The organism is Paeniglutamicibacter sp., from assembly GCF_046714615.1.
Classification (GTDB): domain Bacteria; phylum Actinomycetota; class Actinomycetes; order Actinomycetales; family Micrococcaceae; genus Paeniglutamicibacter.
The window spans coordinates 1-17942 of the sequence record NZ_JBKKAP010000154.1 but is presented as its reverse complement, the minus strand read 5'-3'; the positions used below and the strand labels follow the sequence as shown (position 1 = coordinate 17942).

Annotated in this window: 19 protein-coding genes and 1 tRNA gene; 17 read left to right on the top strand and 3 right to left on the bottom strand. The window is 67.1% G+C overall.

Annotated features, from left to right (window positions below; all coding sequences use genetic code 11):
• The first annotated feature begins 1 nt into the window (after nucleotide 1).
• A complete protein-coding gene (locus ACLQ7E_RS18710; RefSeq protein ID WP_411734085.1) occupies nucleotides 2-463 on the top strand; it encodes a DUF4233 domain-containing protein in 462 nt (153 codons plus the stop codon).
• A gap of 52 nt (nucleotides 464-515) precedes the next feature.
• A complete protein-coding gene (gene ndk, locus ACLQ7E_RS18705) occupies nucleotides 516-932 on the top strand; it encodes a nucleoside-diphosphate kinase (RefSeq protein WP_411734084.1) in 417 nt (138 codons plus the stop codon).
• 88 nt (nucleotides 933-1020) lie between these two features.
• Here the strand turns inward: ndk and ACLQ7E_RS18700 are convergent, their stop codons facing one another.
• Nucleotides 1021-1446: a DUF2809 domain-containing protein gene (locus ACLQ7E_RS18700; RefSeq protein ID WP_411734083.1), complete on the bottom strand. Its 426-nt coding sequence runs from the start codon at nucleotides 1444-1446 to the stop codon at nucleotides 1021-1023.
• On the bottom strand, nucleotides 1439-2068 hold the full coding sequence (locus ACLQ7E_RS18695) for a vitamin K epoxide reductase family protein (protein ID WP_411734082.1): 630 nt from the start codon (nucleotides 2066-2068) through the stop codon (nucleotides 1439-1441). Before ACLQ7E_RS18695 ends, ACLQ7E_RS18700 begins: the two co-directional genes overlap by 8 nt.
• Before the next feature lie 568 nt (nucleotides 2069-2636).
• On the opposite strand from ACLQ7E_RS18695, the gene ACLQ7E_RS18690 reads away from it, so the two are divergent.
• From ACLQ7E_RS18690 to ACLQ7E_RS18620, 15 genes are all read left to right on the top strand, one after another.
• Entirely contained in the window at nucleotides 2637-6026 is a 3390-nt protein-coding gene (locus tag ACLQ7E_RS18690; protein WP_411734081.1) for an Rne/Rng family ribonuclease, read from the top strand.
• Between the two features lie 192 nt (nucleotides 6027-6218).
• Nucleotides 6219-6527: a 50S ribosomal protein L21 gene (gene rplU / locus ACLQ7E_RS18685; RefSeq protein ID WP_217388267.1), complete on the top strand. Its 309-nt coding sequence runs from the start codon at nucleotides 6219-6221 to the stop codon at nucleotides 6525-6527.
• 48 nt (nucleotides 6528-6575) lie between these two features.
• On the top strand, nucleotides 6576-6830 hold the full coding sequence (gene rpmA / locus ACLQ7E_RS18680) for a 50S ribosomal protein L27 (RefSeq protein WP_217387816.1): 255 nt from the start codon (nucleotides 6576-6578) through the stop codon (nucleotides 6828-6830).
• 150 nt (nucleotides 6831-6980) lie between these two features.
• Nucleotides 6981-8552 (top strand): GTPase ObgE, encoded by a 1572-nt coding sequence (gene obgE / locus ACLQ7E_RS18675; protein WP_411734080.1) that lies wholly within the window; start codon nucleotides 6981-6983, stop codon nucleotides 8550-8552.
• 9 nt (nucleotides 8553-8561) lie between these two features.
• Nucleotides 8562-9701 carry a glutamate 5-kinase gene (proB, locus tag ACLQ7E_RS18670; protein WP_411734079.1) on the top strand — a complete coding sequence of 380 codons (1140 nt, stop codon included), beginning with the start codon at nucleotides 8562-8564 and terminating at the stop codon, nucleotides 9699-9701.
• A 100-nt stretch (nucleotides 9702-9801) separates the two neighbouring features.
• Entirely contained in the window at nucleotides 9802-11121 is a 1320-nt protein-coding gene (locus ACLQ7E_RS18665) for a glutamate-5-semialdehyde dehydrogenase (protein ID WP_411734078.1), read from the top strand.
• Between the two features lie 103 nt (nucleotides 11122-11224).
• Entirely contained in the window at nucleotides 11225-11449 is a 225-nt protein-coding gene (locus ACLQ7E_RS18660; RefSeq protein ID WP_411734077.1) for a hypothetical protein, read from the top strand.
• Between the two features lie 4 nt (nucleotides 11450-11453).
• A complete protein-coding gene (gene nadD, locus ACLQ7E_RS18655; RefSeq protein WP_411734107.1) occupies nucleotides 11454-12083 on the top strand; it encodes a nicotinate-nucleotide adenylyltransferase in 630 nt (209 codons plus the stop codon).
• A gap of 12 nt (nucleotides 12084-12095) precedes the next feature.
• Nucleotides 12096-13772, top strand: a complete 1677-nt coding sequence (locus tag ACLQ7E_RS18650; RefSeq protein ID WP_411734076.1) for a hypothetical protein — start codon at nucleotides 12096-12098, stop codon at nucleotides 13770-13772.
• A gap of 39 nt (nucleotides 13773-13811) precedes the next feature.
• Complete coding sequence (gene rsfS / locus ACLQ7E_RS18645; protein WP_411734075.1) at nucleotides 13812-14225, top strand: ribosome silencing factor; 414 nt, start codon at nucleotides 13812-13814, stop codon at nucleotides 14223-14225.
• 72 nt (nucleotides 14226-14297) lie between these two features.
• Nucleotides 14298-14373, top strand: a tRNA-Ala gene (locus ACLQ7E_RS18640).
• Nucleotides 14374-14662: 289 nt separating this feature from the next.
• The gene (locus tag ACLQ7E_RS18635) at nucleotides 14663-15268 is read left to right on the top strand and encodes a hypothetical protein (protein WP_411734074.1); all 606 of its coding nucleotides are present in this window, start codon (nucleotides 14663-14665) and stop codon (nucleotides 15266-15268) included.
• Nucleotides 15265-15813, top strand: a complete 549-nt coding sequence (locus ACLQ7E_RS18630; protein WP_411734073.1) for a hypothetical protein — start codon at nucleotides 15265-15267, stop codon at nucleotides 15811-15813. Before ACLQ7E_RS18635 ends, ACLQ7E_RS18630 begins: the two co-directional genes overlap by 4 nt.
• Nucleotides 15814-15886: 73 nt before the next feature.
• Nucleotides 15887-16828 (top strand): hypothetical protein, encoded by a 942-nt coding sequence (locus ACLQ7E_RS18625; protein ID WP_411734072.1) that lies wholly within the window; start codon nucleotides 15887-15889, stop codon nucleotides 16826-16828.
• Nucleotides 16829-17050: 222 nt separating this feature from the next.
• Nucleotides 17051-17401: a zinc ribbon domain-containing protein YjdM gene (locus tag ACLQ7E_RS18620; RefSeq protein WP_411734071.1), complete on the top strand. Its 351-nt coding sequence runs from the start codon at nucleotides 17051-17053 to the stop codon at nucleotides 17399-17401.
• An 81-nt stretch (nucleotides 17402-17482) separates the two neighbouring features.
• Here ACLQ7E_RS18620 and ACLQ7E_RS18615 read toward each other — a convergent pair.
• Nucleotides 17483-17942: IS3 family transposase (locus ACLQ7E_RS18615; RefSeq protein WP_411734070.1), on the bottom strand; the 460-nt coding region annotated here is incomplete at its 5' end.

Genomic DNA, 17942 nt, shown 5'->3' with positions numbered 1-17942 from the left:
GATGGCGAAAATGACCAAGGCGCAACGCGAATGGCGCCCGGGAGTGCCAAAGAAGCCCCGCTCGACCCGTGTGATGTTCGCCTCCACGGTGCTGGTGCTCGAGGCGTTCCTGGCGATCTTCGTCGCGCTGGCCCTCTTCGGGCTCAAGGGCGAGGAACTGTCCGGCGCCCTGGTGATCGGCGCCGGTGTCGTGGTGGCACTGATCTGCATCTTCACCTGCGCGCTGCTGAAGAAACCGCTGGGATACGCCATCGGCTGGGCGCTGCAGCTGCTGTTCATCTTCACCGGGTTCCTGCTGACCTCGATGTTCTTCATCGGTGCGGCGTTCGCCGCCACCTGGTGGTACGCGGTCACCAAGGGCCACACCATGGACCTGGAGACCGCCCGCCGCGCCCGCGAGCAGGCCGCCTGGGATGCCGCGCACCCGCAGGAGGGGACCGGGAATCCTCCCGCCCAACCGTAGAATCAACACCGACGCACGAGATTTTCACCAACAACGACAAGGAGCCGCCCCCATGGCCATTGAACGCACCCTGATCCTCATCAAGCCCGACGGTGTCAAGCGCCAGCTGACCGGCCAGATCCTCTCCCGCATCGAAGCCAAGGGCTACGTGATCGCCGAGCTCAAGCAGGTCTCCGCGACCCGCGAACTGCTCGAGGCACACTACGAGGAGCACGTGGGCAAGCCGTTCTACGAGCCGCTGGTCGAATTCATGCTCTCGGGCCCGCTCGTGGCGATCATCGCCGAGGGCCAGAACGTGATCACCGGCTTCCGCTCGCTGGCCGGCACCACCGATCCGACCACCGCCGCCCCGGGCACCGTCCGTGGCGACCTGGGCCGCGACTGGGGCCTGAAGGTCCAGCAAAACCTGGTCCACGGCTCGGACTCGGTCGAATCGGCAGCCCGCGAAATCGGCATCTGGTTCTCCTGATCCAGGGGGGTACCCACCCCGCAGAGAGGGCCCGGCACTTCCATAAGTGGAAATGCCGGGCCCTCTTTCTCGTTCGCGGAGGCCGGGTTCAGCTCGAGGTTGCCCGCCGGGCCCGGATCCTGCCCGCCAGCACATCCGCGCCGAGCGCCAGCGCGGCGCCAATCGCGTAGGCCGCCAGGTCCAGGGGTGCGAAGCCCGTGCCCAGCACCAGCCGGAAGGGCCCGAACGCCCGGGCCAGGTCGGCCGGAATCGAGGTGAGCTGCAGCAGCTCGATGAGCACGCACAGCACCAGGGCGATGGCGGCATTCGACACCGCCGTGGCGCGCGGGCGCAACGCCGTGAGCAGCACGTAGATGAGCACCGCGTAGAGCACGCCGCCGGCCAGGTCCGCCGGCAATCCGGCACCCAGGAAGCGCGAGGCCAGGCCCGCCGCGACGACGGGCAGCACCAGGGCGACGGCCGCCAGCCGCCGGGTCCTGGCCGGCCGCCGGTCGGCGACGGGAAGCTCAGGCACCAACGAAGGCGCCCGGGAAGCGCAGGATGACCGTGGCCGCGGTGATGACCAGCAGCACGATGACTGCAACCCAGGTCCATTCGCCCGCCGCGCGGCGCAGTGCCGCCGGGGCGGGGATCACTCCGTGGGCGATGTTGCGCGCCGTGGTGTACATGAACATCGGGATCATCATCGCCCAGACGATCATGCAGTACGGGCACAGGGCGTTGATCTCATACAGCGCCTGGGACCAGAGCCACACGATGAACACCATCGCCAGGGTGACGCCGACCTGGACGCCGACCCAGTACCAGCGGGCCAGGCGGGCCCCTGCCAGCAACGCCATGCCGATGGTGATCACGATGCCGAAGCCCACGATGCCCAAAAACGGGTTGGGGAAGCCCAACAGGGCCGCCTGGGTCGATTTCATGACGGTTCCGCAGGAGACCCACGGGTTGAAGTCGCAGCTGGTCACGTAGTCGGGGTCCTTGTACAGGGCAATGCGCTCGAGCACCAGGATCCCCGAGGCGATCCAGGCCACCGCGCCGGTGAGCACCAGGAACAGGCCAAAGGGCCGTGCGCGGGCCATGCGCGGCACCGCGTCCTGCGCGCTTGGCGGCGCTGCTGCTTCGGACATGCTCATTGGTGCTCCCTCGTGGCGGTTCGGTTTCCCCCCGGCGTGCGGCCACCCGGGAATCTGGCGTGGATGCCAAGCGGGGGCGGGAATTGCAGGTGGCCGTAAGTGAAGTCTAGTGGCCGGGTGCGGTGCCGTTCATGCCCCGCGCCGCAGGTTGGCACAAGGGGCGGGGCAATGAGCTGCACGCGTGCGTGTCGCCCGGTTTCCCGGCGCGGCGTCCTTCGGCGTGTCGATGTGAGACAATTGCATTGGTTGTTCGTGGATCCACAGTCTGCTTTCAACCCAACGACAGGCTTTCAAGCCCGATTGCGATGCATCTGCTGCGTAGAGACCGCCTATACGAAGGTCTGAGCGAATACCGCGATATGGTCGCCGCAACGTAAAGCGGCTTGCTTGGAAAAGCGCCGTTGGTCTTGCACGGATGCCGCGCCCCGCAATGGTTGGCGCACCCGGTCAAGGCATAAACAAGGACTTCCGCTGGGACACGCGGCCACAAGGCCCGGTCCGGCGAACCAACCAGGGGAGACGCGCTATCTGTGGGAGCAGTCGACCCGCCGAGGAGCACTCTTTTAACATGGCACTGAATCGCGACGAATCAAAGGCAGCGATGGGCCAGGGCCCAAAGGCCCACACCCGCACGTCCCGCCCCCCGCGCGGCAACTTCAACGAGCCGGCACCGCCGCCCCCGCGCCGGGCAATGACCCTGGCCGAGCTCAACGACGCAGCAGCCGCCCCGACGCGGAAGGTGCGCGCCAACGTTTCCCCGCGCACCGCCACCGCCCGCCGCGCTCCGGCCACCCGGAACGCCCCGGCCAAGACCGCCACCGTTGAATCGGTCGTCGCCGCGGCAACCGGCAAGGCATCTGCCCAGGTCCAGGCACCCGCGGCCGAGGCAGTGAAGGCCCCGGCCAAGGCACCTGCACGCCGCGGCCCGCGCCGCGCCACCTCCGGGGTCACCTCCCCGGGCGCAACCGTCGTGGAGGCACCTGCAGTCATCGAGGCCCCGGCCGCTCTGGCCGCCGCCGAAGCCAAGATCGAAATCGTTGCCGAGAAGGCAGAGGCCCCGGCCGCAGAGGCCCCGGCCGCGGAAGCACCCGCCGCCAAGCGCCCGGCCCGTGGTCGCGGCCGCAGGGCCACCGCCCCGGCATCGACCACCGAGGCCCCCGCCGCCGATGAAACCCTTCAGGCCCCGGCCGCCGAGGCAGCCGTCGAGGCCACCGAGGAGCCGGCCGAAAGCACCGAACCGGCCAAGGCCACGCGCCGCCGCCCGGCCCGAGGCGGCCGCGGCACCCGCGCCGCCCAGGATCCGGCAGCCATGGAAGCAGCCGTCGCCGAGACCCCGGCCGCCGCGGAAGCCGAGAATGCCGAAGCCGCCGACGAGGCAGCCACCGAGCTTGAGCCGGCGACCATCTCCGACCCGTTCGCCATTCCGGAATCCGCGCTCTCGCTGATCTTCCAGGCACCGAGCCTCCCCGCAGCCAGCGCTGCGGCCGGCGAGGACGAGAACGAGGAGCCTGCCGGCAACGGCCGCCGCACCCGCACCGACGCAGCCCACGAGGATGCCGATGACGAAAACGGGGACGGCTCCGGAGCCGTGTCCCGTCGTCGCCGTCGCCGCCGCCGCGGCGAAGCCGACCTTGAGTTGGCCGGCGGATCCGAAAACGACCCGCCGAACACCATCACCCGGGTCCGTGCCCCGCGCGCCACCCTGGAACCGGTGGTCTCCAACAAGGTCACCGCCGTGCGCGGATCCACCCGCCTGGAAGCCAAGCGCCAGCGCCGCCGCGACTCCCGCGAATCCGGCCGCCGCCGCCAGGTCATCACCGAGGCCGAGTTCCTGGCCCGCCGCGAATCCGTCGACCGCCAGATGATCGTGCGCCAGCGCGAGGACCGCATCCAGATCGGCGTCCTCGAGGACGGCATCCTGGCCGAGCACTTCGTCTCCAAGACCCAGCAGGACTCCCTGATCGGCAACGTGTATGTCGGCAAGGTGCAGAACGTGCTGCCCTCCATGGAGGCAGCCTTCGTTGACATCGGACGCGGACGCAATGCCGTCCTCTACGCCGGCGAGGTCAACTGGGACGTCGCGGGCCTGGACGGCCAGCCGCGCCGCATCGAACACGCCCTGAAGTCGGGGGACACCGTCCTGGTGCAGGTCACCAAGGACCCGGTCGGCCACAAGGGCGCCCGCCTGACCTCCCAGATCTCCCTGCCGGGCCGCTACCTGGTCTACGTGCCGGGTGGCTCGATGACCGGCATCTCGCGCAAGCTTCCCGACGTGGAACGCAACCGCCTGAAGAAGATCCTCAAGGACCACCTGCCGGAAAACGCCGGAGTCATCGTGCGCACCGCCGCCGAGGGCGCCTCCGAGGAAGAGTTGATGAACGACATCAACCGCCTGCGCGCCCAGTGGGAAGGCATCGACGCCGCCGCGACGTCCACCAAGACCCTGGCCCCGGAGCTGCTCTACGGGGAACCGGACCTGACCATCAAGGTCGTCCGCGACGTCTTCAACGAGGACTTCACCAAGTTGATCGTCTCCGGCGAGGAAGCCTGGGACACCATCGAGGCCTACGTGACCTACGTGGCCCCGGACCTGGTGTCGCGCCTGGAGAAGTGGGAGTCCGAGGATGACATCTTCGGTGCCTTCCGCATCGACGAGCAGATCCACAAGGCACTTGACCGCAAGGTCTTCCTGCCCTCGGGTGGCTCGCTGGTCATCGACCGCACCGAGGCCATGACCGTGGTCGACGTGAACACCGGCAAGTTCACCGGTTCCGGCGGCAACCTCGAGGAAACCGTCACCAAGAACAACCTGGAGGCGGCCGAAGAGGTCGTGCGCCAGCTGCGCCTGCGCGACATCGGCGGCATCATCGTCATCGACTTCATCGACATGGTCCTTGAATCGAACCGCGACCTGGTGCTGCGCCGCCTGGTCGAGTGCCTGGGCCGCGACCGCACCAAGCACCAGGTCGCCGAGGTCACCTCCCTCGGCCTGGTGCAGATGACGCGCAAGCGCATGGGCACCGGATTGCTGGAAGTCTTTGGCGAGAACTGCGAGGCCTGCAACGGCCGCGGCGTGATCACCCACGACGTCCCCGTCGAGCACCGCCGTTCCTTCAACTCGGCCGGCGAGTCGCACGGCCCCAGCAGCCGCGCCGCGGAGAAGCCCTCGCGGGCAGAGCGCCGCCGCCGCAACCGCTCCACCGACGGCGAGACCGGCACCGAAGACGGTGCCGAGGCGTTCGACGAGGCCCCGGCAGCGGTGTCAGCGCCGAACGAGGCCAAGGCCACCGCCACGCGCAACGCCTTTGCCACGATCGCCGCGGCCGCACACGCCGCCCACGAACACGACGAGGCGGAAGCCGTCGATGGCGGCGCAACGCTGACCGTGGCGGGGGAGTCCGTCGTGGTTCCCGCGGCACGCCGCAACCGCCGTGCAGCCTCCTCCGAGGCCAGTGCGCCGTCGCTGACCCTGGAGAACCTGGAAGCCGCGCTGCCGGACAACTCCCCGGTGGCCGATGCGCCCGCCGAGGCCGAGGAAGGCGAGTCGGGGCAAACGCGTCCGGCCCGCTCCCGCACCCGCCGCAAGGCCCGCGCCAAGGCTCCCGAGGCGAGTGTCGCCACCACCGGTGAACAGCCGGTAGTGGCCGCTGCACCCGTGATCTCGGGTGTGGCCGGACAGGCCTCCGACGATGCGCCCGCCGAGGCGCCGTCGGCCACGGCAACCAAAAAGACTTCGGGTATCGAGCCGGTGGCGCGCGTCAAGCGCAGCCGCCGTGCAACGAGCCCGCAGGGTGGATCCGACGCCGCAGTTTCTGTGGCATCGGACACGCTGGCGGCATCGGGTACCTCCCATGTCGCTTCGCTCGCTGACCCATCCAAGGCCCCACAGCCGCCAATCGCCGCGAATGCGCCGATTATGCTGGGTGTCGGGGTGCCGGTCAACGAGTTGAAAGAGTAGGGGTCTTGACGACTCGCGGGGCAGTCTGTATTTGCCCCCGCAGCGCTTTTTAGCGTAGTCTAGATCCTCGGTGCGAACGCCAGCTATCGGATTCTTCCGCTCGGCGTGCCAGCACAGCGCAATCCCCGGTTTGATTTGGGGTAGTGATGCGCAGCAAGACAGATTGAACGTCGAGTAGAAGTGAGTACCCACGTGGTGTACGCAATTGTCCGCGCTGGCGGCCGCCAGGAAAAGGTTTCTGTTGGAGACCTCGTTACCCTTGACCGCCTGAAGGCCGCCCCAGGCGCCTCCATTGAATTGCCAGCCCTGTTGCTGGTTGATGGCGAGAAGGTAACTTCGGCAGCCGATGAGCTTGCCAAGGTTAAGGTGACCGCTGAGGTCATTGAGAACCTTCGCGGCCAGAAGATTGTCATCCAGAAGTTCAAGAACAAGACCGGTTACAAGAAGCGCCAGGGTTTCCGCGCTATGTTGACCAAGGTCAAGGTCACCTCGATCGCTTAATTGCGGTTGATTCCAAGAATTCTCATTACCTGAAGGTAGGCATTTTCAATGGCACATAAGAAGGGCGCGAGTTCCACTCGCAACGGTCGCGATTCCAACGCCCAGTACCTTGGCGTAAAGCGCTTCGGTGGTCAGGTCGTTTCGGCCGGCGAAATCATCGTTCGCCAGCGTGGCACCCACTTCCACCCGGGCGCCGGCGTGGGACGTGGCAAGGACGACACCCTGTTCGCACTGGAAGCCGGGGCTGTCGAATTCGGCACTCGCCGCGGCCGTAAAGTCGTGAACATCGTTACCGCTGGCTAACTAGCGCGTAACCGCATTCATTACACTGTAGAGGGTGGGCCGCACGGCTCACCCTCTATGTGTTTTTCCAGAACCCCCCAGTTTTTTGCCGCACCCCGCCTCCGGGCGGCAGCGGAAAACATCATCCTTTTTTGCTAGGAGCTTTCAACCGTGGCAGCCTTCATCGACCGAGTGGTCCTCCATGTCTCCGGTGGTACCGGTGGGCACGGCTGTGTCTCCATCAAACGCGAAAAATTCAAGCCCCTGGGCGGACCCGACGGCGGCAGCGGCGGTGACGGCGGAAACGTCGTCCTGCGTGTAGACGCCCAGACCACCACGCTGCTTTCCTACCACCACTCGCCGCACCGCCACGCCGGAAACGGCGAAGGCGGCAAGGGCGACCTGCGCCCGGGCAAGAACGGCGAGTCCCTGGTCCTGCCGGTGCCCGAGGGCACCGTGGTCAAGAACCGCAACGGCGATATCCTCGCCGACCTGATCGGCGACGGATCCGAATACATCGTGGCCTCGGGAGGCCTGGGTGGCCTCGGCAACGCCGGGCTTTCCAGCCAACGGCGCAAGGCCCCCGGGTTCGCGCTGCTGGGCACCCCCGGCACCGCAGCCGAGGTCATCCTCGAGCTCAAGTCGGTCGCCGACGTCGCCCTGGTGGGCTACCCCTCGGCCGGCAAGTCCTCGCTGATCGCCGCGCTGTCCGCAGCCCGGCCCAAGATCGCCGACTACCCCTTCACCACCCTGGTCCCGAACCTCGGCGTGGTCCAGGCCGGCGAAGTGCGTTACACCGTCGCCGACGTTCCCGGTTTGATTCCCGGCGCCTCTCAGGGCCGCGGCCTGGGCCTTGAATTCCTGCGCCACGTCGAACGCTGCGCCGCCCTGGTGCACGTGCTTGACTGCGGTGCCCTGGAAACCGACCGCGACCCGGTCGCCGACCTGGAAACCATCCAGGCCGAGCTGGACGCCTACGAGGTCGACTCCTCGTTTGCCGGCGCCGATGGCCAGATCATCCCGCTGAACGAGCGCCCGCGACTGATCGCCCTGAACAAGGTCGACATGCCCGACGGCCGCGACATGGCAGAATTCGTGCGCCCGGAACTGGAGAAGCGCGGCTACCGCGTCTTCGAGGTCTCGGCCATGAGCCGCGAGGGGTTGCGAGAGCTCTCCTTCGCCATGTCCGAACTCGTCACCGAGGCACGCGCCAAGATCGAGGCAGCCCCGCTGCCCGTTCCCGTCGAGGTGCTGCGCCCGCGCGCCACCAAGGCCAGCAAGGCAGGGTTCATCATCCGCAAGGAAGAGCGCAACCTCGAGCCGCTCTTCCGCGTCATCGGCGAAAAGCCGGAGCGCTGGATCATGCAGACCGACTTCCGCAACGACGAGGCAGTGGGCTACCTCGCCGACCGCCTGGCCAAGCTCGGTGTCGAAAACCAGCTGTACAAGCTCGGTGCCCGTCCCGGCGATGCCGTGGTCATCGGATCCGAGGTCGACGCCGTGGTCTTCGACTGGGAGCCGACGATGGCCGCCGGCGCCGAGCTGCTCGGTTCGCGCCGTGGACAGGACGAGCGCCTGGCGGAATTTGGCTCACGCCCCTCCCGCGACCAGAAAAAGGCGGAGCACGAGGCGCGCAAGGATGCCAAGGCCGCTGCCCGCGAAGACCTGGAAGCCGAGCGCAAGGCCGGAATCTGGACGGAGTCGGTCAACTACAAGCACCAGCTACCCAAGTCCGGGGAGTAACACAGCACCGTGCGCGCCACCAACCAGCCCTCGGGCATCACCCAACGTGCGGACTTGCCGCGTGCCTCACGCATCGTGGTCAAGGTCGGTTCCTCGTCCCTGACCACGCTGGCAGGGGGCATCTCCGAGGAGGCGCTCAGCTCGCTGGTTGACCGCCTCGCGGCGGTCAAGACCGCGGGGACCGAGCTGATCCTGGTGTCCTCCGGGGCGATCGCCGCCGGACTGGCGCCCCTGGACCTGGGGCGCCGTCCGCGCGACCTGGCCACCCAGCAGGCCGCGGCCTCGGTGGGCCAGGGGCTGCTCATGGCCAAGTACACCCAGGCGTTTTCCGCCCACGGGGTCACCGTGGGCCAGGTCCTGCTCACCGCGGACGACCTGATCCGCCGCCAGCAATACGCCAACGCGTTCCGCGCGCTGAACCGGCTGCTGGCCCTGGGCGTGGTGCCGATCGTGAACGAAAACGACACCGTCGCCACCCACGAGATCCGCTTCGGCGACAACGACCGGCTCGCCGCCCTGGTGGCGCACCTGGTCAAGGCCGACGCGCTGCTGCTGCTCTCCGACGTCGACGCGGTCTACGACGCGCCCCCGAACGCCGGTGGCGTGCGCGTGCCCCGGGTCGATCGCACCGAGGACCTGGCGAGCTTGCGCATCGGGTCCACCGGGGGAGCCGGGCTGGGCACCGGAGGCATGGCCACCAAGGTCGAGGCGGCCACGATGAGCGCCGAATCGGGCATCCCCGCGCTGGTGACCTCCACCGCGAACGCGGCGGCGGCGCTGGCCGGAGCGGACGTGGGAACCTGGTTCTCCGCCCGCGGCGGACGGCGCTCCACCCGGATGCTTTGGCTGGCCCACCTGGCCACCACCCAGGGGCGGCTGCTGCTGGATCCCGGCGCCGTGCGTGCAGTGGCCTCGGGCGTCGCCTCGCTGCTGCCTGCCGGGATCACCGGGGTCAACGGTTCCTTCGAGGCAGGTGACGCGGTCGAAATCACCGACGCCGCCGGGCAGGTCATCGCCCGCGGGCTGGTGAACTTCTCTTCCGCCGAATTGCCGCAGATGCTTGGCCGCTCCACCCGCGAGCTCGGCGAAGACCTGGGCAGCCAGTTCGAGCGCGCCGTGGTGCACGTCGACGACCTGGTCCTGGTCTAGGCCGCGCACCGCCGCCGCCCGCAGGCTGCGCGATGCCGAGCCCGCCTCCGTGCTTAACATGGGGGCGGGCTTCGGCGCATCCACCGTAGAATGGGGGATCATGAGCCAGAACATTGACGCATCGCTGAATCTTACCGACGTAGCAGGGGCCGCCGACGGCATCGAGGCCGCCACGGTGGCGGTGGGCAAGCTCGCCGAACGGGCCCGGACCGCCTCGCGCGTGTTGGCCCGTGCCGACCGCAATTGGAAGGACCGGGCGCTGCTGGCCATTGCCGCGTCGCTGGATGCCAACCGCGCCGCCGTCATCAAGGCCAACGCCAAGGACATCGCCGCCGGGCGGGCCAACGGCACCACGGATGCGCTGCTGGATCGGCTCAAGCTCGACGACAAGCGCGTGGACGCGCTGATCGCCGCGCTCGAGGAACTTGCGGGGCTGCCGGACCCGGTGGGCACCGTGCTGCGCGGCCAGACCCTGCCCAACGGGCTGCGGCTGCGCCAGGTCCACGTCCCCATGGGCGTCATCGGCGCGATCTACGAGGCGCGCCCCAACGTCACCGTCGACATTGCAGGACTGGCCCTCAAGAGCGGCAACGCGGTGCTGCTGCGCGGGGGCAGCGCAGCGGCGCACTCCAACGTGGCGCTGCTGGCACTGATCCGCGACGCCCTGGAATCCGTGGGGCTGCCGGCCGACGCCGTGGCCTCGGTGGATGCCTGGGGCCGCGACGGAGCCGATGCCATGATGGGCGCCCGCGGCCAGATCGACGTGCTGATCCCGCGCGGCGGCCGCGAGCTGATCCAGCGTGTGGTCACCACCGCCAGCGTCCCGGTCATCGAGACCGGCGAGGGCAATGTGCACATCTACCTCGACGAATCGGCCGATGCCGCAATGGCCGTGCCGATCCTGCTCAACGCCAAGACCCAGCGCCCCTCGGTCTGCAACACCGTCGAGACGCTGCTGCTCAACGCGCACGCCAAGGCTGCCCCCGAGGTGCTCGCGGCCCTGCACAAGGCCGGGGTGCGCCTGCACGTCGACGCCCGGGCCAAGGTGCTTGCAGGTTCGATCCCCACGATCGACGCGCAGGAATCCGACTGGGACACCGAGTACATGGACCTCGACCTGGCCGTTGCCGTGGTCGATGACCTGGGCGGGGCCATCAAGCACATCCGCCGGCACAGCACCGGGCACACCGAGGCGATCCTGACCAACGACCTCTCCCACGCCGAGCGCTTCATTGCCGAGGTGGATTCGGCCGCGGTGATCGTCAACGCCTCGACCCGCTTCACCGACGGCGGGCAGCTGGGCCTGGGCGCCGAGGTCGGCATTTCCACGCAGAAGATGCATGCGCGGGGTCCGATGGGCCTGCGCGAGCTCACCACCACCAAGTGGATTGTGCAAGGCGATGGGCATGTTCGTTCGTAGCAGCGTGCCAAGGTGGGTACGATAGAGGCTAACGAGTCTTAAAAGATACAACACAGTGCCGAGCACGCATGTGCGCGTGCGGCACGCAACAACCTGGAGAAACATGTTTACCCAGTCCCTGAACGCGGCCATTGCTGCTTCCGAAAGCACCGGCGGCGGCATGTCCACCGGCGCGCATGCGTTGCTTATCGGCGGCGGCCTCTTCTTCGCCTTCATGGTGTTGCTGATGATCACCATGTCGTACTCCAACGTCAGCAACCGCCACGAGGTCAAGGCCGAGCCCGAGGACACGCACCGCACGCACGCCAACAAGCACGGCCATCACTAGCCGTCTGACGGCCGAACGAACGGACCGCCCATTTCGCCTGGGCGTCATGGGCGGCACGTTCGATCCGATCCACCACGGCCACCTGGTGGCCGCCAGCGAGGTTGCAGCGGTCTTCGACCTTGACGAGGTCGTGTTCGTGCCCACCGGGGAACCCTGGCAGAAGCTGGACCGCGATGTGGCTCCGGCCGAACATCGCTACCTGATGACGGTGATCGCCACGGCGGCGAACCCGCGCTTCACCGTGAGCCGGGTGGACATCGACCGTCCCGGCCCCACGTACACGATTGACACGCTGCGTGACCTGCGCACCCAGCGTCCGGGCGCGGAGTTGTTCTTCATCACCGGCGCGGACGCCATGGCCCAGATCCTGGGCTGGAAGGACGCCGAGGAACTCTGGCAACTGGCGCACTTCGTGGGGGTCACCAGACCCGGACACGAGCTGCCGGTGCTGGAGCGCAACGACGTCTCGTTGATGGAGGTCCCGGCCATGTCGATCTCCTCGACGGATTGCCGGGAACGGGTGCGGACCGGACATCCGGTGTGGTACCTGGTGCCGGACGGCGTGGTGCAATACATCGCCAAGTACAAGCTGTACAACGACAAGAACAACGCAGTAAGCAACGGCCAGGAATAGAGACGGCCGGGAATGGACAAGATGAGCGACGAGACCGGGCCCGCGCTCAGCAGGCGTGCCCTGCGGGAGCAGCGACGTGCCGAGGCCGAAGCGAAGCTTGCCCAGGTGGCCGAGCCCGCGGGCCGGCCGCCCGCGACCCCCGCCGGCAAGCCGGCGGCCAAGCCCTCCGTGTCCGCTCCGGCCGCCCCGGTGGCAAAGACTCCGGCGCCTGCGCCCAGGACTCCCGCGCCGGCAGCCAAGAGCCCGGCACCGGCAGTGAAGACGCCCGCGCCCAAGGCTCCCACGCCTGTGGCGAAGAGCCCGGCGCCGGCTACCAAGCCTGTCGCCAAGCCGGCCGTCGCAGCGCCCGTAGCCAAGTCCGTGCCGCAAACCGAAGAACCAACGCGCAGCCGCCGCGCCGCCGCCGGGGAAGTTGATGCGGTTTCCCAACGCACCGAACGTACCTCGCTGCAGCGCGCCCGCGACCGCGAGGCCCTGCGCACCCGCCGCCGGCTGGAACAGGAAGTCTCCGAACTTTCCCCCAAGGATCCGTCTCCGGCCGACGACCCCGCGCCGCTGACGCGCAAGCAGATGCGCCTTCAGGCACTCGGCATCGCCAAGGACGCGGGCTCGGCCTCCGAGCCGAGTGCCCCCCCGGCCACTGCCCGCCCCCAGACCGCTGCCCCCAAGCCGGCCGCTGCCGCCACGCCCGCCGCATCCAAGCCTGCAGCCGCGTCCAAGCCCGCCGAAGCCAAGCCCGCCGCGGCCGCGAAGGCTCCGGCCAAAGCCCCCGCCAAGCCTGCCGGGGGCAAGCCGCGGGTCGATCCCGCAGTACCGGCTCCCACCCCTGTTACACCGCAGATGAGCGTCGAAGAGGCCCTGGCGCTCCGTCGGCGTTCCGGCGGAGCCGCCCCGAGCGAGCCCTTGCTGATCCAGCCCGAAGAGGACCTGGCCAATGTGGACCTCGAGGTCCTGGCGCAACAGCGCGAACTCGCCGCCCGCGCGGCCATCATTTCCCGCCGCGCCGCCGAACGCCAGCGCATGCAGGAAGAAAACAGCCAGCGTGCCGGCGCCCGCCGCTCGGATCCCTTCACCGGGGCGATGAACCACCTGCGCGAAGAGGACATCGAGAAGAAGCTGGTCAACACCGGCATCTCCGGTCCGCTGACGCGCGGCTACAACATTGCCATGACCGACCAAGGCACCATCGTCGAGAATCGGCAAACCCTCACGGCCCCGGCCGCAAAGACTCCGGCTTCAGCGCCCCACGCGCCGAAGCCGACGACCCCGGCAGCGAAAGCCCCGGCGGTCACACCTGCGCAAAAGCCAAAGGCTGCTACTCCGGCCCAGGCACCGGCTCGCGACTCCACGTCGCCCGCCGCTACACAAGCTGCCGCAGCAGCACCGGCACGGACGGCAGCGGCAAAGCCCGCGGCCGCCGCACCCGCCGGCCCCAAGGCCCCCGTGGCCCAGGGCTCCGGCAAGGCAGTGGAAGCACCCGATACCATGGATGCCCCCGCCGAAAATGTTGGGCCTTCGGTGGCTCGCCCACCCGTGCGTGCCGTTCGCGCGCAGGGGCTTGAGCCACTTGATGTGCAAACCGCCGGAATGCGCCGTGCCAACAACATGTACTTGATGGTCATCGCGGCTTTGTCCGTTGGAGGCGCGGCACTCGTTGCCGGTCTCATTATGTTCCTGAACTCAAACTAGCGCCCACCGCGTCGCACCCAATCACTCAAGGAGAACCCCATGAGCGCCCACGAACATTCCATCGACCTGGTGCAAACCGCTGCCCTGGCCGCAGCGGAGAAGCAGGCCGAGAACCTGATCGCATTGGACGTTTCCGAACGCCTCGGTGTCACCGATGCATTCCTGATCGCCTCGGCGGCGTCCGAGCGCCAGGTCAATTCCATTGTTGACGAGATCGAAGACAAGCTTGCCGAGAAGTTCGAGATCCGACCGGTTCGCCGCGAGGGTCGCGGCCAGGGCCGCTGGGTCCTGCTTGACTACTCGGATGTCGTCATCCACGTTCAGCACAACGAGGACCGCGTTTTCTACGCCCTGGAGCGCCTTTGGGGCGACTGCCCGGTCATTGAACTGCCGACCACCGGTGAGCCCGCCACCGACATGTCGCACGTCGAAACCCTTCCGGACGTCCTCTAGGTCCTTCGATTTGCGCCACACGTTTTGTGTGGCCTATGATGGTTGAGTTGCCCGAAAGGGCGGCTCTCATTTGGGGGTATGGCGCAGTTGGTAGCGCGTCTGCATGGCATGCAGAAGGTCAGGGGTTCGAATCCCCTTACCTCCACCAAAATGTATGAATGAAAAGGTCTCCGGCTCCGGCCGGGGGCCTTTTTGCTTGCCTTGGAAGGCTTGTGTGTCGGGCCCGGCCGAGCGCCCAGGCGGGGCAGCGGGTGGATGTTTCGATCACTGTGTGTGCCCGTTCAGGAAAGCTCCCTTCAGCTCCTGCCCGATGGTGCCAGACTCCGGGCGGAGGAGCGGCATCGGACAGGGGGAGCCCACACACGTGCTCGTCTTTGTGAAGCGGCCGACAAAGCATGGACCTTGTGAAGGATCATACAAGCCTGTAGGTTTGTCTCATGATTGTCATCACCATTGACCAGCGCAGGTCGCGTTCGGGGCCGGACAAGGTCGAGTCCTTGCTGCGCCGATTGGCCGGCGACTACAGCGCGGTGCGGGGATTTGAGAGAACAGCGGGCGATGAGCTGCAGGGCGTGCTCGATGACGGTGCCGTTGCCGTTGCCTTGGCCCTTGAAGTCGCGCACACGGGGGAGTGGAGCGTGGGAATCGGCGTGGGGTCGGTGCAGACCCCGATGCCGCGCGAAACCCGGGCAGGACGAGGCCAGGCCTTTGAATATGCGCGGGATGCGGTCGAGCGGGCAAAGAATTCCAGTGGCGCCGTGGCCATGTCCGGCCCGGGGCCGGAGGCGGAGCGGATCGAGGCCGAATTGCAGCTCCTCGCGCTGGTAAACGCGCGACGAACCAAAACGTCGGCCGAAGCTGGCACATTGGTGTCGAAGGGCCTGACCCAGCAGCAGGTCGCCGCCCGCCTGGAGATCTCGCAGCAGGCCGTTTCGGCACGCCTGGCCTCGGGCCTCTGGTACGAGACCGCTAGGCTCACCGACCTTGCGGGCCGTGCGCTGGGAGAGTATTCGATGACGATGGAAGGCGGGCAGCGTACATGAACTGGATTGCCTGGGCCTTGCTGCTCGTTGTTGTTCCGTTGGGTGTCCCGCGATACTTTGCGGACTCCGGGTTTCGCTGGCCGTTGAAGCAGTCGATCACCAGCTATCTGCTCGTGGCCGTGCTTGGCTTGGCGGGGATCGCCGCAACGATCGGCAACCACATTCCCGCGACGGCCTCCATCCCCCATGAGCTTGTGGTCGTGGCCAGTGTCGCCGCGGCAACCCTGGGTGGAGGGTCGGTCACCGAGACGGTCTTCCGACTTGCGGCATTCAAAAGGGCCGCCGGAGCCGATGCATCCGACGATGTGGAGCCGAGTCCGCTGCGCGGAGGCATGTGGATCGGACTGCTGGAACGTGCGGCCATAGCCTCAACGCTCTGGGCCTCATGGCCCGAGGGGCTGGCGGTGGTCCTGGCAGTTAAAGGGCTGGGCCGGTTCTCCGAGCTCAAGCAACACGCTGCCGCCGAGCAGTTCATCCTTGGAACCTTCGTCAGCGTCTTGTGGGCATGCGCAGCCGTAGGAGTTGGCAGGCTCATCGGTCTCTAAGCCACCGACGGAAAGACGAATACGGTAGCGCCCGGGAGGGTGAATATCTGGAAGCCGTGGAAGAATGCCTCCTATGATGCCATCGGCCAATCCCCTCACTGACACGCCACAGTTCCGGAGGATGTTCATATGGATGTACTTCCCGCTGGGTTTCGGGGCCGTGTTCATTGGCCTCCTGCCATGGATCGTCACCGGGATGCGGCTGCCATTGCAGAACCTCTGGGCAATCAATACCCTGCCGGAAAACATGCCGCGTGCCCTGCTGCCGTTCAGCCAGTATCAACTTCCACTGATCCTGGCCATGATCATTTTCGGCATGGGGCTGGCTGGCCTGGCCGTTCGTGCCGCGCCACCTGCCGTGTGGCGGCGGGCCGCCTTCCTTGCCGCGGCTGGTGCACTTGGGGCATGCGGCCTGGCTGCAATCCAGACCGGAGCAGTGGTCCTGAACGGTCTGCATGATGGCATGCAATCCATGAAGTATTTCTACAGCGTGATGGCTGCCATCGTCGTCGCGGTGATTGTCGGGTTACTGGCCCTGTTCCTGTTTGCCTTGTCCAGACCGCCGGCGGCGTCGATCGGGGCAACCCTCGCTGCACTGGCGATGGCGATCTGGGTCAGGGCCCTCGTTGTGCTGCTGGGAAGCCATGTGGAATCACCGATCCTGCAAGCACTTCTGGCTGTGGCCCATTGGTTGCCGGCGCTCCTGGTGGGGGCCGTCATGGCATGGTGCGGAATCGGCAAGGTCCGTCAAGCCATGGCCTGGGTGGCCAACCTGCTCCTGCTGTGGATTGTGCCGGCGGCACTTGGGGCACTCTCCTACGCGGCGGGTTCTCGCTACCTCGCCGGGGACCTGCGGGAGATGGCAAGGGTCGGAATGGGCGTCTTGCTCAACTCGCTCGGACCGGAGGGAGGGGCACATTGGACGCTGCTGGCTGCGTTGCTGGTTGCCGCTCTTGGGACGCTCGCCCTGCGTAGCAAGGCGTTGGGTAGTAGCGCCAATCCGGCGCGGAACTGACCCACTGCCACTGGAAATGTTGAGGGGCATTGACGTTGGAACCGTGGGGTCGATGCTTGGCAGTGTCGGCTTCGTCGGCGGCCATTCACCGCCAAGGATTCCCGGGCCTACGGACCTCGTCCTTTGCCTGATGCGCGATCGCGCGGCGCGGCGGCGTTCCGCCCGGAATCAAGATTGCCGCCCGTTGTTCATGATTTGCGCCAACGGCTTAGAATAGGAGGCATGAGTGACGTTTTGCCATCGTGCCCGCAGTGTTCAAGCCCATACACCTACGAGATGGGCGCCTTGCTGGTGTGCCCCGAGTGCGCCCACGAGTGGTCCGCTGAAGCGGACGCCGTTGAGGAGCCTCAGGAAGCGGTTATCAAGGATTCGGTCGGCAAGGTACTTTCCGATGGGGACACCGTGACCATCGTCAAGGACCTTAAGGTCAAGGGACAAGCCCTGTCCATCAAGGTCGGCACCAAGGTGCGCAATATCCGTCTGGTCAACGGCACCGACGGTCACGACATCGACTGCAAGGTCGATGGCTTTGGGCCCATGCAGCTCAAGTCTTCGGTCGTCAAGAAGGTGTAAGAAGCCACTTTTCCCTGTTAGCAAAGCGCCACCCTCCAACCATGAACTGGTCCCCGAAAGTTGGACCCTGTAAGTAAAAGTCTACGCAGCCAGTGCCTGAGCCCGGTATTCCATCGGGCTCAGGCACTCGAGCGTTAACGAGATGCGGTCATAGTTGTACCACTGGATGTAGTCGTCGAGCTCTGTGGTGAACGCCTCGACACTGGTGTGTTCGTCGTGGTGGAACATCTCTTCCTTCAGGTGCCCGAAGAAGTTTTCCATCACCGCGTTGTCCAGGCAGTTGCCCTTGCGCGACATGGATTGGGCCATGCCGGCGTCGGCGAGCATCTTCTGCCAGCTGGCGTGCTGGTACTGGAATCCCTGGTCCGAGTGCATCATCGGCGCCTCGCCCGCGGCCAGGGTGCCGATGGCCTCGCTGAGCGATTGGTTGGCGAAGGCCACGGTCGGGGACTGCGACACCGAGTAGGAAACGATCGAGCGGTCGAACAGGTCCAGCACCGGCGAGAGGTAGACCTTGCGCTCGGCGATCTTGAATTCGGTC

Excerpts from the sequence above, each read along its gene's own strand:
- ACLQ7E_RS18710 (WP_411734085.1), top strand. The coding sequence starts at position 2 with ATGGCGAAAATGACCAAGGCGCAACGCGAATGGCGCCCGGGAGTGCCA.
- ndk (WP_411734084.1), top strand. The coding sequence starts at position 516 with ATGGCCATTGAACGCACCCTGATCCTCATCAAGCCCGACGGTGTCAAG.
- ACLQ7E_RS18695 (WP_411734082.1), bottom strand. The coding sequence starts at position 2,068 with ATGAGCATGTCCGAAGCAGCAGCGCCGCCAAGCGCGCAGGACGCGGTG.
- ACLQ7E_RS18690 (WP_411734081.1), top strand. The coding sequence starts at position 2,637 with ATGGCACTGAATCGCGACGAATCAAAGGCAGCGATGGGCCAGGGCCCA.
- rpmA (WP_217387816.1), top strand. The coding sequence starts at position 6,576 with ATGGCACATAAGAAGGGCGCGAGTTCCACTCGCAACGGTCGCGATTCC.
- ACLQ7E_RS18665 (WP_411734078.1), top strand. The coding sequence starts at position 9,802 with ATGAGCCAGAACATTGACGCATCGCTGAATCTTACCGACGTAGCAGGG.
- ACLQ7E_RS18660 (WP_411734077.1), top strand. The coding sequence starts at position 11,225 with ATGTTTACCCAGTCCCTGAACGCGGCCATTGCTGCTTCCGAAAGCACC.
- ACLQ7E_RS18650 (WP_411734076.1), top strand. The coding sequence starts at position 12,096 with ATGGACAAGATGAGCGACGAGACCGGGCCCGCGCTCAGCAGGCGTGCC.
- rsfS (WP_411734075.1), top strand. The coding sequence starts at position 13,812 with ATGAGCGCCCACGAACATTCCATCGACCTGGTGCAAACCGCTGCCCTG.
- ACLQ7E_RS18635 (WP_411734074.1), top strand. The coding sequence starts at position 14,663 with ATGATTGTCATCACCATTGACCAGCGCAGGTCGCGTTCGGGGCCGGAC.
- ACLQ7E_RS18630 (WP_411734073.1), top strand. The coding sequence starts at position 15,265 with ATGAACTGGATTGCCTGGGCCTTGCTGCTCGTTGTTGTTCCGTTGGGT.
- ACLQ7E_RS18625 (WP_411734072.1), top strand. The coding sequence starts at position 15,887 with ATGATGCCATCGGCCAATCCCCTCACTGACACGCCACAGTTCCGGAGG.
- ACLQ7E_RS18620 (WP_411734071.1), top strand. The coding sequence starts at position 17,051 with ATGAGTGACGTTTTGCCATCGTGCCCGCAGTGTTCAAGCCCATACACC.